The organism is Flavobacteriales bacterium (assembly GCA_025210805.1).
Classification (GTDB): Bacteria; Bacteroidota; Bacteroidia; order Flavobacteriales; family CAJXXR01; genus JAOAQX01.
Genome location: JAOAQX010000026.1, coordinates 53,562 through 69,235 on the forward strand (window position 1 = coordinate 53,562; position 15,674 = coordinate 69,235).

The 15,674-nt window shown below is 34.2% G+C and carries 15 protein-coding genes; 11 read left to right on the forward strand and 4 right to left on the reverse strand.

Annotated features, from left to right (window positions below):
- The first annotated feature begins 12 nt into the window (after positions 1-12).
- The 10 genes from N4A45_09955 (at position 13) to N4A45_10000 (ending at position 10,382) form a co-directional block, all read left to right on the forward strand.
- A complete protein-coding gene (locus N4A45_09955) occupies positions 13-1,026 on the forward strand; it encodes an SDR family oxidoreductase (GenBank protein ID MCT4665544.1) in 1,014 nt (337 codons plus the stop codon).
- Entirely contained in the window at positions 1,019-2,071 is a 1,053-nt protein-coding gene (gene rfbB / locus N4A45_09960; GenBank protein ID MCT4665545.1) for a dTDP-glucose 4,6-dehydratase, read from the forward strand. The genes N4A45_09955 and rfbB overlap by 8 nt, the downstream gene beginning before the upstream one ends.
- A gap of 6 nt (positions 2,072-2,077) precedes the next feature.
- Positions 2,078-2,941 (forward strand): glucose-1-phosphate thymidylyltransferase RfbA, encoded by an 864-nt coding sequence (gene rfbA, locus N4A45_09965; GenBank protein MCT4665546.1) that lies wholly within the window; start codon positions 2,078-2,080, stop codon positions 2,939-2,941.
- The gene (locus tag N4A45_09970; GenBank protein ID MCT4665547.1) at positions 2,941-3,354 is read left to right on the forward strand and encodes an FdtA/QdtA family cupin domain-containing protein; all 414 of its coding nucleotides are present in this window, start codon (positions 2,941-2,943) and stop codon (positions 3,352-3,354) included. Before rfbA ends, N4A45_09970 begins: the two co-directional genes overlap by 1 nt.
- Entirely contained in the window at positions 3,344-3,766 is a 423-nt protein-coding gene (locus N4A45_09975) for an FdtA/QdtA family cupin domain-containing protein (GenBank protein MCT4665548.1), read from the forward strand. The genes N4A45_09970 and N4A45_09975 overlap by 11 nt, the downstream gene beginning before the upstream one ends.
- A 30-nt stretch (positions 3,767-3,796) precedes the next feature.
- Positions 3,797-4,900: a DegT/DnrJ/EryC1/StrS family aminotransferase gene (locus N4A45_09980; GenBank protein MCT4665549.1), complete on the forward strand. Its 1,104-nt coding sequence runs from the start codon at positions 3,797-3,799 to the stop codon at positions 4,898-4,900.
- 3 nt (positions 4,901-4,903) lie between these two features.
- Positions 4,904-6,049 (forward strand): glycosyltransferase family 4 protein, encoded by a 1,146-nt coding sequence (locus N4A45_09985; protein ID MCT4665550.1) that lies wholly within the window; start codon positions 4,904-4,906, stop codon positions 6,047-6,049.
- Between the two features lie 126 nt (positions 6,050-6,175).
- Positions 6,176-7,642 (forward strand): hypothetical protein, encoded by a 1,467-nt coding sequence (locus N4A45_09990; GenBank protein MCT4665551.1) that lies wholly within the window; start codon positions 6,176-6,178, stop codon positions 7,640-7,642.
- Positions 7,643-7,799: 157 nt separating this feature from the next.
- Complete coding sequence (rpsO, locus tag N4A45_09995; protein ID MCT4665552.1) at positions 7,800-8,069, forward strand: 30S ribosomal protein S15; 270 nt, start codon at positions 7,800-7,802, stop codon at positions 8,067-8,069.
- 117 nt (positions 8,070-8,186) lie between these two features.
- On the forward strand, positions 8,187-10,382 hold the full coding sequence (locus N4A45_10000; protein MCT4665553.1) for a polyribonucleotide nucleotidyltransferase: 2,196 nt from the start codon (positions 8,187-8,189) through the stop codon (positions 10,380-10,382).
- Positions 10,383-10,531: 149 nt separating this feature from the next.
- On the opposite strand, the gene rny is transcribed toward N4A45_10000, so the two are convergent.
- The 3 genes from rny to N4A45_10015 all read right to left on the reverse strand — a co-directional run bounded on the left by rny (position 10,532) and on the right by N4A45_10015 (position 12,887).
- Complete coding sequence (gene rny, locus N4A45_10005) at positions 10,532-12,076, reverse strand: ribonuclease Y (protein ID MCT4665554.1); 1,545 nt, start codon at positions 12,074-12,076, stop codon at positions 10,532-10,534.
- Between the two features lie 215 nt (positions 12,077-12,291).
- Positions 12,292-12,591 (reverse strand): cell division protein ZapA, encoded by a 300-nt coding sequence (locus N4A45_10010; GenBank protein ID MCT4665555.1) that lies wholly within the window; start codon positions 12,589-12,591, stop codon positions 12,292-12,294.
- Between the two features lie 5 nt (positions 12,592-12,596).
- Entirely contained in the window at positions 12,597-12,887 is a 291-nt protein-coding gene (locus N4A45_10015) for a hypothetical protein (protein MCT4665556.1), read from the reverse strand.
- A gap of 138 nt (positions 12,888-13,025) precedes the next feature.
- Between N4A45_10015 and N4A45_10020 the strand changes: the two genes are divergently transcribed.
- On the forward strand, positions 13,026-14,783 hold the full coding sequence (locus N4A45_10020) for a gliding motility-associated C-terminal domain-containing protein (protein MCT4665557.1): 1,758 nt from the start codon (positions 13,026-13,028) through the stop codon (positions 14,781-14,783).
- 273 nt (positions 14,784-15,056) lie between these two features.
- Here N4A45_10020 and N4A45_10025 read toward each other — a convergent pair whose 3' ends face one another.
- Positions 15,057-15,665 carry a hypothetical protein gene (locus tag N4A45_10025; GenBank protein MCT4665558.1) on the reverse strand — a complete coding sequence of 203 codons (609 nt, stop codon included), beginning with the start codon at positions 15,663-15,665 and terminating at the stop codon, positions 15,057-15,059.
- Positions 15,666-15,674 lie beyond the last annotated feature (9 nt).

Below are 15,674 nucleotides of genomic sequence, written 5' to 3' on the forward strand. Positions count from 1 at the left end.
TTTTCTTAAACAATGAGAAACAAATTTCAAAAATATCATGGAGTTGATTTGAATAATCACTCATTTTTGATAACAGGTGGTGCAGGTTTCATAGGGTCTAATCTCGTGGAATACCTGCTACAGTTTGGAGCTAAAAAAGTGCGAGTTTTAGATAACCTCTCAAATGGTTACTACAAGAATATTGAAGAATTTGAAAAATATCCAAATTTCGAATTCATTCAAGGTGACATCAGAGACTACTCAACTTGTCAAAAAGCTGTAAAAGGAATTGATTTTGTCTCTCACCAAGCAGCCCTAGGTTCTGTACCTAGATCTATCAATGATCCGATTACTTCCAATGAGGTAAATGTCTCTGGATTTCTAAACGTCCTAGAAGCGGCTAAAAACGAAGGGATTATCAAAATGGTTTATGCTGCGAGTTCTTCTACTTACGGCGATTCCAAATCACTTCCTAAAGTGGAAGACAAAATTGGTAAACCACTTTCTCCTTATGCCGTTACTAAATATGTAAACGAACTGTATGGCGATGTATACGCTAATGTCTATGGCTTTGCCACAGTGGGTTTAAGATATTTTAATGTCTTTGGACCCAAACAAGATTCAAATGGTGCTTATGCTGCCGTAATACCCTTGTTTATGGATGCAATGATCGAAAAGAGAGCTCCAACAATCAACGGTGATGGCGGGCAAACAAGAGACTTTACTTTTGTTGATAATGCAGTACAAGCAAATATCAAAGCACTCTTGAATGCACAAAATGTTAAAACACATGAGGTATGTAATATTGCCTTTGGAGAAAGAACTTCTCTGCTTCAATTATGGGAAATGATTCAAGAGGCCGACGGAAACACTCTTGATGCAGTTCATGGCCCAGATAGAGCTGGTGATATCCGAGATTCCTTGGCAGATATCTCAAAAGCAAAAAAATTAATAGGCTATGATCCCGGTTTTTCTATGGCTCAAGGTCTTTCAAATACTTACAACTGGTTCAAAAACAATTTAGAATTTATCAAACAAAATGGCTAAAAATATCTTAGTAACAGGTGGAGCTGGTTTTATAGGCTCACACGTTATACGATTAATGGTAAATAAATACCCTAATTACAATATTTATAATTTGGATCTATTAACCTATTGCGGAAATCTCGAAAATCTTAAAGATATCGAGGATAAACCTAATTATCACTTTATTAAAGCAGATATCAATGATGGAGCTTTAATGATGAAAATTTTTGAAGAAAAAAATATCGATTCTGTAATCCATTTGGCTGCAGAATCTCATGTGGATAGATCAATCACTGATCCCTTGGCTTTTGTTAAAACCAATGTTATTGGAACTGTCAACTTACTTGAAGCTGCTAAAAAACATTGGGCAGGAAATTGGGATGGTAAAAGATTCTATCACGTTTCCACAGATGAAGTATTCGGTTCTTTGGGTGAAACAGGATTCTTTTTAGAAACCACACCTTACGACCCACAATCGCCTTATTCAGCGTCCAAAGCAAGTTCTGATCACTTTGTAAGAGCTTATGGTAACACATATGGAATGCCATTTGTGATTTCAAATTGCTCCAATAACTACGGACAAAATCAGTTTCCGGAAAAATTGATTCCATTGTTTATTCACAATATCAAAAACAATAAAAATCTTCCTGTTTATGGAGATGGAAAATATACCAGAGATTGGTTATACGTGGTAGACCATGCAAGAGCTATTGACACCATTTTCCATAAAGCAGAAAACAAAAAAGAATACAATATTGGTGGTTTTAACGAATGGACTAATATTGACTTGATAAAGTTACTTTGTTCTATCATGGACAAAAAACTTGATAGAACCTCTGGTTCATCAGAAGGATTGATTACTTATGTAAAAGATCGTCCAGGACATGACAAACGCTATGCTATTGATGCTACTTTGTTGAAAAACGAACTAGCTTGGGAACCATCTCTTCAGTTTGCCGAAGGATTAGAAATTACCATTGACTGGTACCTCAATAATGAAGAATGGTTAAACAATGTAACCTCAGGATCTTATCAAGATTATTATAAAACTCAATACCAACATTAGAATATTATGAAAGGAATTATATTAGCAGGAGGATCGGGTACTCGATTACACCCACTTACTTTAGCTGCAAGTAAACAGCTATTACCAGTTTATGATAAGCCAATGATCTATTACCCGCTATCGATTTTAATGTTAGCAGGAATTCGAGAAATTCTTATCATTACTACTCCACATGATCAAGAAGCTTTTAAAAGACTTTTGGGAGATGGTTCTGAGTTAGGATGTAGATTTGAGTATATAGTTCAAGAAGTGCCAAATGGTCTTGCTCAAGCCTTTGTACTAGGGGAAGAATTTATTGGCGATGATGGAGCAGCTCTTGTTCTAGGTGATAATATTTTTTATGGATCGGGAATGGGTAATCTTTTGAGATCAAAAGTAAACCTTGATGGTGCTTGTGTTTTTGCTTACCGAGTAAATGATCCTGAAAGATATGGAGTAGTTGAATTTGATGAAGCTGGAAAAGTCCTCTCTTTAGAGGAAAAACCAGAAAATCCAAAATCAAACTATGCAGTCCCAGGTTTGTATTTCTATGACAATGATGTTGTAGAAATTGCAAAAAACATCAAACCTTCTGCAAGAGGTGAATACGAAATTACTGATGTAAACATTGAGTATCTCAAAAGAAAAAAACTACAAGTAGGAATTCTTGACAGAGGAACCGCTTGGCTTGATACAGGTACTTTTCCTTCTTTAATGCAAGCAGGTCAATTTGTACAAGTTATTGAAGAAAGACAAGGATTCAAAATTGGATGTATTGAAGAAATAGCCTTCCGTCAAGGATTTATTGACGAAAAACAATTACTTGTTCTTGCAGAAAAGTACAAGAAAAGTGGTTACGGTGAATACCTTAGAAAACTAACAGAGCTTTAATGTTTTCTGTTCAAGATACCAAAATAATTGATTTACCAAAAAAGATAGATCCGAGAGGAAATCTATCTTTTTTGGAATCTAAGGAACATATTCCCTTTGAAATAAAAAGGGTTTATTGGATCTATGATGTTCCCGGTGGTGAGGAAAGAGGTGGACATGCATTTAAGGAGCAACTAGAATTTATCATTGTTCTTTCAGGAAGTTTAGATGTGGTAGTTTTTGATGGAAATGAAGAGAAACGATACCACCTAAACCGATCTTATTACGGCTTATTTATTCCCAAAGGAATCTGGAGAAGAATGGAAAATTTCTCTACCAATTCTTTAGTCGTTTGCTTAGCAAGTACTGCTTTTGACACTTCTGACTATATCAGAAACAAACAAGACTATTTAAGATTCAAAAATGAAAGGTAGAACCAACACCATACACCATTGTAAAAAAATCACCTTACCTAAGGTGAATAATCCAGCAGGAAATCTTACTTCTATCCAAGAGAATCAAGAAGTCCCCTTCCCTATCGAAAGAATCTATTACCTTTATGACATCCCTGGCGGGGAAGAAAGAGGTGCTCACGGACACAAGGAACTTCAACAATTACTTGTGGCTGCCTCAGGAGCTTTTGAAGTGGTACTTTTTGACGGAAAAGAACAGAAATCTGTTTACCTCAACAGACCCTATGAAGGTTTACTCATAGAACCAGGTATGTGGAGAGAACTCAAAAATTTCTCATCAGGTTCTGTCTGTTTAGTTTTGGCTTCACTAAAATATGATGAAAAAGATTATATCCGAGACTATCAGGAATTTTTAGATTTTAAAGACTTATAACTATCTTACTCTCTCAAAGCATAAAAAATTATGATCAAATTTTTAGACATTAAAAAAATAAACGACCGGCAAGAAAAAGAAATCAGCCAAGCCATCCAAAGGGTTTTAGATTCAGGATGGTATGTTTTAGGAAATGAAGTAGCTTCATTCGAAAGAGAATTTGCTGAATTTCATGGCGTAAAATATGCTTTGGCAACTTCCAATGGTTTAGATGCACTAAAAATTATCATAAGAGCTTATATAGAAAAAGGAATTTTTCAAGAAGGTGACGAAATACTCGTACCTGCCAATACTTTTATCGCTTCTGTATTAGCGATATCTGATGCCAAACTAAAACCTGTTTTAGTAGATATTTCTGAGAAAGACTATTTGATTGATTCATCAAAAATTGAAGCTAAAATAAGCTCAAAAACCAAAGGAATTATGAATGTTCATTTATATGGACAAATCTCCTATAATGAAAAGTTAGATCAAATCATTCAAAAACATCAACTCATCCACATTGAAGATAATGCTCAAGCTATTGGAGCGAATCTCAACGGAAAAAAATCTGGAAATATTGGGCATGCAGCGGCCGTAAGCTTCTACCCAGGGAAAAACCTTGGAGCTTTGGGTGATGCTGGGGCTATTTTAACCAATGACGAAGCGCTTTATAGAATAGGAAAAAGCCTCGCAAACTATGGCTCAGAGAAAAAATATAGTCATGATTATCAAGGCTTCAACAACCGAATGGACGAAATACAAGCTGCCGTACTTAGAGTAAAATTGCCTAAAATCAATCAAGACAATCAAAAAAGGCAAGCCATAGCCAAAAAATTTGTGGAAGGAATTTCGAATCCAAAAATCGAACTTCCAAAAATCCCAACAGATCCGTCAAAACACGTTTGGCATCTATTTGTTGTTCGATGTAAAGAAAGACAAAAATTACAAGAATATTTACAAGAAAACGGAATTCAAAGCTTGATTCACTATCCTATTCCAGTGCATCAGCAAAAATCCTATCAAAGCCTTTTTGAAGGAGAAAAATATCCTATTACAGAACAACTCTCTGAAGAGATTCTCTCCATTCCCATTAGTCCTGTTTTAGAAGATTCTGAGGTTGAAAAAATCATTAACGCACTCAACAAGTTCTAGAACATGCATATTTTATTGGTTTCTCACGAATTTGCCCACCCACAACTTGAAAGAGCTGGAGGAATAGGGAATTTCTTGGCAGATTATGCCCAAAGATTGGTTTTTGAAGGTCACCAAGTAACAGTTATAGGTTATAATAAAATTGCCCTTGATGAAACTTGGAATGGTGTCCAACTCAAATTTTTCAAAAGTCAGTTTAGTGGATTTTACCAACAACTGGCAAGGCTTTTTCATAAATTCAATTACAGTAAAGGGCTTATTCCTTTTTATGCAAAAGACCGCTATTTCTTGGCTAGAAAAGTAAAAGATTTCGTTGAAAAAAATCATGTAGATATTATAGAAGTAAACGATTATCTAGGCGATGGAGCTTTTATTGAGGTAGAAATTCCATTGGTTATGAGAACTCATGGATCTTACAGAATGCTTAAGCATGAAGTAGGACTTAGAAACAATGATGCTTTTGAGTATTTTGAACAAGAACAGATTAAAAAAGTAAATGCCGTTTGTTCTGTTTCTCATTTTAGTGCCGAAAAATTTTGCAAATATTTTGATTATCCAAAAGATCAAGTAGCCATTATTCACAATGGAGTTGATATTCCCGCTGAAAATCAAAAAAGCAGCCAAACAGACTCCTTATCTGTTTTCTATTTTGGAACTTTTTCCCATGCTAAAGGAAGCGACCGTTTGGCAGAAATAATAGAACAGTCTAAAGATCTACCCATACATTTTACACTTGCGGGAAAACCAGAATCGGCATTCAAAAACTTTATAGAAGAAAAAATAAGCACAGAAGCCAAAAAGAATATCAACTTTTTAGGGTATATCAATCATGATCAACTAGAAACAGAACTTCAAAAAAGCCAAGTAGTACTTTTTCCCTCCCGCTTAGAGAACTTTAGTATTGCCCTTTTGGAAGCCATGATTTATAAAAATATTTGTATTGGTTGGGATATCCCATCTTTCAAAGAAGTAATCATTTCTGGAGAAAATGGTTTTTTAGTAGATTCTGTAGAAGATTGTATTTCACTTTTGAAAGATTATCAAAAACACCAAGAAATTGGACAAAAAGCTAGAGAAACAGTAGTAAAGAACTATTCAAAAAGTAAAATGATTGAAAAGAGTATACAGTTCTATATTTCAAAGCTATAGAACGGTTTAAAAAAAGCGCGTAAGTTATTCTACACCATCTAAATTTATATCAGATTACTACATTCATCTGTATTGCGTATCTTTCCTGTGCTAATTGCAAATATCACTTCGAAAAAAGTCTTAAAAATGCTCCAAAAAAACACCACCAAATCTATTACAATTTGGGTTATCACAATCCTTTTGTTGGGATATTTCGGGCATAATTTATGGTTAAATTTTGAAGCACATACTCATGTTCCATTAGATGGCGATTTTGTTTATGTAACACATCCACGAGACAGTTATAAAAAAATATTGGATCACCCTTTTGGTTTTCCTGCAATCTTTAATGGGGAGGAATACCCAGCTACAAATCGTTATTTTGCACACTATATTTTTAGAGAATATGCATTAGGCATGCCACTTTTTCTCCAAAAATGGTTCAGCCCTATCGACTCTATTTATCTCTCAATTGCCATTCTAAAAATATTATCTATTAGCCTCATTATCTATCTTCTGTCAGTGATAACGACTGGGAAATTTATGATATTCAATTTTTTTAATGTTTTTTTATATGCGTTCTTCATCTCATTTGTCTTACACGGAAAATATTATCATCATTATGGCTTAATTGATTATGCTTCAACCTATGCTTTTAATTATACAACAGGGTTCATTTTTTTACTGATTTATTACCTCCCTATCACTTTTATTCTGATTTACAATAAAAACATTAAATATCAGAAACTGTTATACCTTTTTGTTTTCCTTTGGGGAATATTAACCACACTGAGTACCCCATTAAATAGCCCCTTAATATTAATCATTTCAGGTGTAATACTATTTTATTACTTGATCAAATTGATCGTAAAAAAAGAAAAAATCATTGTGTTTTGTAAAAAGAATTCATTTCTGATATTTTTTCTTATAACTAGTCTTTTATTCGCTGGGTATTCTATTCTATTAGGCACCTATAATTCTGAAAATATTTGGAGTGAACCCAAACCTTTATCAGAAAAATTTGAACTTTTGACGAAAGGAATACACAAAATGCTATTTGGCAAAAGAGAAATGCAAAATTTGTTGATATGGACTTTATTTCTGACACTTCTATTCTACAAATTTGGATCAAAAGCAAGAAAAAATTTATTCCCTATTCTACTATTCTCTTTAGTCGTTTGTTATATCTTTCTACTCCCATATGGTGGTTATAGACCCTATCGTCCTCTGATATTACGAAGAGATACTTTTGCACCCATTTTTTTAACCATCCTACTACTTAATAGCTACTTAGGATATCAACTAATAAAAACAAAAAAAAGATTACTCCAATTTATTGTTTATATTGGGCTTATATATAACGCATATTCATTTGAAAGAAAAGATTTTGGACATGTCACTGAGGGAAGTAATCAATGTGAAAAAACAGCTTTAAAAACACTTCAAAAAACAACTGAAAAATTTGTTTATTTCCCCGGAGAATGCTCCATACTTGCCTGGGGTTATATAACAGAACACGAGAATTCAGAATTAGTAATAAATATGTTAGTTCACTACCAAGTAATTAAAGATCCTGATCTTCGATTTATCAATCACAGAAAAAAAAGAAATTAGCATTTATAGTACACTACTTACATCATTCTATATTTCAATTTTAGAAAATTGAACGAATAGAATATAATCAAAAAAAATAGACATTTTATTCGAGTAAAAGTTATACATTTGCACAGATTTAATCGTCGCATTACAAACATTGAAAAACAATTTTGCTATGTATTTAACAAAAGAAAAGAAAGCCGAAATCTTCGAAAAATACGGTAAAGACTCAAAAAACACAGGATCAGCAGAAGGACAAATTGCATTGTTCTCATTCAGAATCTCTCACCTTACAGAGCATTTGAAGCAGAACAGAAAAGATTACAACACGCAACGTTCGCTAATCCTTTTAGTAGGTAAAAGAAGAAGTTTACTAGACTACTTAAAGAAAAAGGATATCGAAAGATACCGTAATATTGTAAAAGAACTTGGACTAAGACGATAGTTTAAGGTAAGATAAAAAGGCAGTTTTCGTAATTGCCTTTTTTTATTTGTATCAATTTAATATTCCACTCTCAAAGATCTCTCTCTGGAGAGTAGATGACTAAAAAAAGATGAAAAGATGATGAACGTAAAAGAAAAAACACTTACACTTCCAGATGGAAGAGAGATCAAAATCGAAACAGGAAAACTAGCACGCCAAGCTCATGGATCTGTAATGGTATCTATGGGTAAAATGAGAATGTTGGCTACAGTAGTTTCCAATCACAGCCCAAAAGAAGGAATCGACTTCCTACCTTTAACCGTAGATTACCGTGAGAAATTTGCCGCTGATGGTAGATTCCCAGGAGGTTTCTTTAAAAGAGAAGCAAGACCTTCTACAAACGAAATCCTTACGATGCGTTTGGTAGATAGAGTTCTTAGACCTCTTTTTCCAAAAAATTATCACCACGAAACGCAAATCATGATTCAACTTATGAGTCATGACCCAGAAGTAATGCCTGATGCATTTGCAGGATTGGCAGCTTCGGCTTGTTTGGCAGTTTCGGATATTCCATTTAGCGGTCCTATTTCTGAAGTAAGAGTAGGAAGACTCAATGGTGAATTTGTTATAAACCCTTCACTAGAAGACCTTGAAAATTGTGATATCGACCTTATGGTGGGTGCTTCAAAAGAAAGCGTAGTGATGGTAGAAGGTGAAATGAAAGAAGTTTCTGAAGATGAAATGATCGAGGCAATTGCTTTCGCTCATGAAGCTATTAAAGCTCAATGTGACCTACAGCTAGCTCTTGCAGAAGAAGTGGAATCTGCTTATCCTAAAAGAGAAGTAGCCGTTGTAGAGATCAATGAAGAAATCTATAATAAAGTAAAAGAAGAAGCTTACCAAAAGCTTTATGATATTGCTAAAAAAGGAACGGCTAAACACGAAAGAAGTGCTGCCTTTGCCTTAATCTTAGACGAAATTCTTGAAGGTCTTTCTGAAGAAGAAAAAGAAGAAAACGGAGGATTATACAAATCCTACTTCTATAAAATCCAAAAAGACGCTGTTAGAAACTTAGTTCTTGACGAAGGAATTCGCCTTGACGGAAGATCTACAACAGACATTCGTCCAATAGCTTGTGAAGTAGATTTATTACCATCTACTCATGGTTCTGGACTATTTACCAGAGGGGAAACTCAAGCACTTTCTACTGTAACTTTAGGAACTTCTTTGGATGACAATATCGTAGATGATGTTTCTTTAGTAGGAAAAGAAAAATTCTATTTACACTATAATTTCCCACCATTCTCAACAGGAGAAGCAAGACCAATTCGTGGTACTTCAAGAAGAGAAATTGGACATGGAAACCTAGCTCAAAGAGCTTTGAAAGATATGATTACGGATGATTGTAAATATACCGTTCGTGTAGTTTCTGAAGTATTAGAATCTAATGGTTCTTCTTCAATGGCTACCGTTTGTTCGGGTACAATGGCACTTATGGATGCTGGAGTTCCAATGAAGGCTCCCGTATCAGGAATAGCCATGGGATTAATTACCGATCCTGACACAGGAAAATATGCCGTACTTTCAGATATCCTTGGAGACGAAGATTTCTTAGGAGATATGGACTTTAAAGTAACTGGAACGGATAAAGGAATTACCGCTTGTCAAATGGACATAAAAATCCAAGGTTTGACTTACGAAATTTTGAGTAATGCCCTAAACCAGTCTAAAGAAGGAAGATTGCATATCCTTGGTAAACTTACAGACACCATTGATGCTTCTAGAGATAACGTAAAAGATCATGCTCCACAAATGGAGAATATGACCATCAAAAAAGACTTTATTGGTGCTGTTATCGGACCTGGAGGAAAAGTGATTCAAGAACTTCAAGCAAAAACCGATACAACCATTACGATTACAGAAGATGGTGATTTCGGAAAAATTGAAATTTTGGGTACCAACCCAGAAGGAATGAAAGCTGCAATTGCGAAGATCGAAGCCATTACTTTTGAACCTAATGTAGGAGATATCTTTGATGCCAAAGTAGTTTCTATCCAAGACTATGGAGCATTTGTAGAAATTGCACCAGGAACACAGGGACTTCTTCATATCTCAGAAATTACTTGGGAACGTTTGAAGTCTATGGAAGGTGTTTATAATGAAGGTGACGATGTAAGAGTAAAACTTCTTGCAATAGATGCAAAAACGAAAAAACTCAAACTTTCGGCTAAAGCACTTCTAGAAAAACCAGAAGGATACGTGGAAAGAGAAAGAAAACCACGCCCTCAAGGTGATAGAAACAAAAGAAATGATAGAAGAAACGATAAGAAATAATCTATAAACTTTTATCTGAAATATCAAAAGCTACTCAATGCAAATTGAGTAGTTTTTTTGTGGGATAAGGTTCGGGGTTTCGTGAACACAAAAAAACCATCTAAAAATAAAATTTTTAGATGGTTTCAACTTTATAAGGATTTGCCTTTTTACTTAGCGTAGTTCACAGACCTTGTTTCTCTAATTACAGTAACCTTTACCTGACCTGGATAAGTCATTTCTGTTTGTATTTTTTGAGAAATTTCTAATGATAGTTCTGAGGCTTTTTCATCGGAAATTTTTTCACTTTCTACAATTACTCTTAGTTCCCTACCTGCTTGGATTGCATAAGATTTTAATACCCCAGGCATATCTGTAGCAATAGATTCTAGATCATTAATACGCTTGATATAAGATTCTACAATTTCTCTTCTGGCTCCTGGTCTGGCACCAGAAATGGCATCACAAATTTGAACAATTGGCGAAATCATCGAAGTCATTTCTATTTCGTCGTGGTGTGCCCCAATTGCATTGAGTACTACAGGTTTTTCACCAAATTTCTTAGCGATTTCCATTCCCGAAATTGCGTGAGGAAGTTCTGGATGTTCATCAGCTACTTTTCCAATATCATGAAGAAGTCCTGCTCTTTTGGCAATTTTTGGGTTGAGTTTTAGCTCAGAAGCCATTATCGCACACATATTCGCTACTTCTCTAGAGTGTTGAAGTAGGTTTTGTCCATAAGAAGAACGGTATTTCATACGCCCTACCATACGAATAAGACCTGGATGAAGTCCGTGAATCCCTAAATCAATAGCGGTTCTTTTTCCGATCTCTACAATTTCTTCCTCTATTTGCTTTTTAGTTTTTGAAACGACTTCTTCTATCCTTGCTGGGTGAATTCTTCCGTCGGTAACCAGTTTATGGAGAGACATACGTGCAATCTCACGTCTTACAGGATCAAAACAAGAAAGGATAATCGCTTCAGGTGTGTCATCTACAATAATCTCCACTCCTGTAGCGGCTTCCAAAGCTCGGATATTTCTTCCTTCTCTACCAATAATTCTACCTTTAATATCATCCGAAGCAATATTGAATACAGAAACAGCGTTTTCGATCGTTTGCTCGGCTGCGACTCTTTGAATCGTTTGAACCACAATTTTTCTTGCCTCCTTATTGGCTTCAATTTGTGCCTCTTCCATTATCTCTTGTTTGTAAGCAAGAGCAGCCGTTTTGGCTTCACCTTTAATAGACTCTACCAACTGTTGTTTGGCATCATCAGCACTCAATCCTGAAATAGTTTCTAGAGCTTGCACTTGTTTTTTGTGCATGCTATTCACTTCATTCATTTTCTGATCAAGCTTAGACTGATTACGTTCCAGTTTTTCCTTCAGATTTTCATTTTCCTTAAATCTACGTTTATTATCATCAATAGATTTCTGGATTTTCTTCTCTCGATCTTTGAGTTTTTTCTCTATATCCGAAAGTTTTCTATTTTTTTGGCTTACTGCTTTATCGTGATTTGATTTAAGCGATAAAAATTTTTCTTTGGCTGCCAATTCTTTTTCTTTGAGGATTCTTTTTCCTTCTTTTTCGGCTTCCTTTATAAGATTTTCGCTTCTTTTCTCTATACTTTTTCGGATCACATTGGTAGCAATCATATAGCCTAATCCTAGACCTCCGACACCTCCCAAAATTCCTATTATTACTGGATTCATTCTTGTTGTTGTTTTAAAAAACCGCACCACAATTGAAGTTTTAAACTCCTAAAAGTTAGGAATTAGTATCACCATCTGCGTCAAGTTTCCACTTTGCCTTCCAAAGAGGAAGTACCAATTCTGCATTGGCTTGAGGCCTGCTCTCGGCATTCAGAGATCAACTATAAGTAAATAAGTGTTGAGTTTAAATACTTGATAGATATGGTGCGGTATATTTAGTCTTCTTCGGCTTTATCCAAAAAAAGGTTCATATCTTCCACATATTGCACAAGCTGCTTTTCATTAATAGTCACAGTGTCTTTAAAACTTTCCAACTCTGTTGCTAATCTTACGCAAATCATAGCTAAAGGATCTTGTATATCTTTTATATGATACTTAGATTGATATACTTTGAGTTGTTTATTGATAAAGAGCGCGGCTTTTCTCACCACCTCTTCTTTATCTCGCTCAATGCTCAAAGGATAAGCCCTTCCTGCAATATCAATTTGTATTTTTAGTTGTTGTTTACTAGACAAAATACCTATTTATTAAGTCGCTCAATGCATTTATCGATTCCACGAATAAGTTCGTTTACTTTAGCTCGAACTTTTACTGGGTTTTCGCCCAATTCATCAAAGCTTTTGGCAACACGAAGTTTTTCATATTTATCGCTCATTATCTCCAGATCATCAATCTGATTTCCAAGCTCTTTCTTTAGCATTTCATTTTCTGCTTCCAGCATTTTTAGTTTTCTTTGCATTTGTTGATAACGCTCTGAAAATCGTTCTGTTCGCTTCAATAATTCCAAAAATTGCTCTTCGATTCTACTCATAAATCCTTGGGATAATATACAAATATAAGCATCCTGATGTTCTTTTCATAATTAATTCACTTGAAATATGATATTAAGAGTGGCTTTAGGGAATGATTTTTGCTTAACTTCATGCTTTATTTAGTACAATGCCTTGTTATGCGTGTTTTTATTCTCTTGTTTTTATTTTTTTTAGCCAATGATTCCTTTACCCAAATTAGTGGGATACAATCTTATCAAACTCAAAATAACACTAGTTATCCTTATCTTATGCATTTACAAAATGGGGATTATGTTTTGGGAATTGCTAGAGCCAATAATTCTGATGATTTTAAAGAATCTGTAAGAATTACAAAATTTGATGATTGTCATGGAATTCTGTGGTCTAATGAGTATCAAATTAACTCCTATCCTACGCAAATTGTTGATATCATTGAGGATCCAAATGATCATAGTTTTCATATTTTTCTTATTTCCCCAAATCCTCAAACAAGTTATCATCTCAACTGGGTTCATCTTGATACAGATGGTGCTGTTCTAGATTCTAAGTTGTATTTATTTAATCAAGAAGCTTTTAGGTATGCTTATAATGCAGAACTTATTGATAATAAACTCGTCGTATTTTGCAAAACAGGACCAGCAGCCGGTAATAATTTTATTTCTCTTCTTAAATTTTCTTTAGATGGAAATTACCTTGATGGTTTTCAGCTATATGATAGTTATACAGGCTTAGAGGTAAGCAAAACCATTGATGATAAAGTTTTCATTCATTCTGGTAAAACAATTTTAGAAACCGACATAGATGGTAATCTTTCTTGGGCAAAAGAATTAAAAACATTTATGATCAGTTCTTCATTCTATCCAACAGTTTACCATCAGGGTTTTAGTTATTTTACCACCTTTAAATTAGGCTATTGTAGTATTTCTCAAGTAAATTCTGAAGGTAAAATTCTTTGGACTTCTCCTAAAATTCCATCTACTACTTATCCGCTCCTCAAAAAAAGTAAAAACGGCTCGGTAATTTTACAAACTTATCAAACCGTTAATGGCAATCAATATCCTCAATTCATAGAATTTAATAAAGAGGGAACTATTCTAAGAAATTTCACCTTAGATATGCCTTATCAAATGCTTGGTTTTCATGGATTCAATAGACATTATACCCAAACTACTGACATGGTTTTCTCAGCAAGTTATAACAATCAATCATATATCTATCATGCAAGAAATATTGAAAACGAACAGTGTCAATTACCTTTAGATTTACTCAATCTAGAAGATCCTATTGAAGATTTATCTACAACAGATCTTCCTTTAGATATAAAAAAAGAAGTTCTTTTAAAAGAAGCCTTACCTGTTAATGTTGTCTTTGAACCCTCTAGTCTAGAAGAAGGAGTCATTTGTGCCACTACTATTCCTGAGGATTCTATGAAGGAAACAAGTTTTCTCTATTGTCATGAATTTTACACCTATTCAGATCATTTAATAAATGCTAAATACGAGTGGCAGGATAATTTTAGTAAAGACAAACACCGAGTAATCAATGATTCAGGAATCTATGAACTTCATATCAAAACTTGTAATAGAAATATCATTAAGACAATTGACCTTCAGTCTACCTGTGATTGCGAAATTTTTATTCCAAATAGTTTTACCCCAAATGAAGATCAAATAAATGACCTCTGGACCATCATTTCGGGCTGTGAACTTGCCACGCTGAGTTTTCAGATTTACGACCGATGGGGAAAATTAGTTTATCAAAACGCTAATAAATCCAACGTTTGGAACGGGCAAGATCTCCAAGGGAACTCTATGGAAACAGGTACTTATCTCTATCAATTAAGTTACTCTCTAAAATCCTCCGTAAATAATTTAGATAGAATACACAAAAGCGGTGTACTTTCTTTGTTGAAATAATCCTTATTTGAGTATCAAACCAATTCTATATTGCTAAAAGTAAATATATACACGCAAAAAATTGATAATTTAAATATTAATCAGAATATCTATCTCGAAAAAAAAGCCTTTGTAATTTCTTACAAAAGCCTTTTCTATTCTATATATGGGTTATCATTTCATATTATACGATTACTTGCCAAAATTACTCACTTATTTCACTACGTTCATAAATGAGCTTTAGCAATGCATCAGCAGAATACCTATGAGTAAATAAATACTATCTAAGTGGTATTATTTACCAATTTGATAAATGAAACTTAAAGCAGCCACTTGGTTTGTCCATCCTGCATTTACCTGCACACCACCTTCGTATGCCTTTTTCTTGCTTTCATCTGGAATGTATGGAAATACCACCGAAACTCTTGGAATCGTTTCTAGAGAAGCAACCATTCTTTTACTAAGTTGATATTGCACCCCAAGAATATAACCAATGGCGGGAGCAATACTTACATAATCGTCCCCTTCCCCAAAATAAAAATCAGCTGTTGCTGAAATCTCTGGACCATAATAAACCTCAAGCCTTTCATCAACTTTCATTCTCGTTTCTTTTCCTAAACCAAGTCCTGCACCAAGATAAAATCTCTCAGATCCTGCTTTAAATCCCAAATTAAACAAGCTTAGTCTGTAAAATTTTTCCAAATCTGAATCCTCTGAATCTTTTTGAAGCTTAAAAATCATTCCGAATTTATTAAAGGAATGCATTCTTAAACCTACTTCACTAAAACTAAGCGATATTTCTTTTGAATTATCCTCAGTAGTTGTACTTTGAGAAAAAGCCGATTGCGAAGAAGTAATCACAAAGATTAAAATCAAAAAAGTAATAATTTTATTTCTTTTCATTTTTATAAG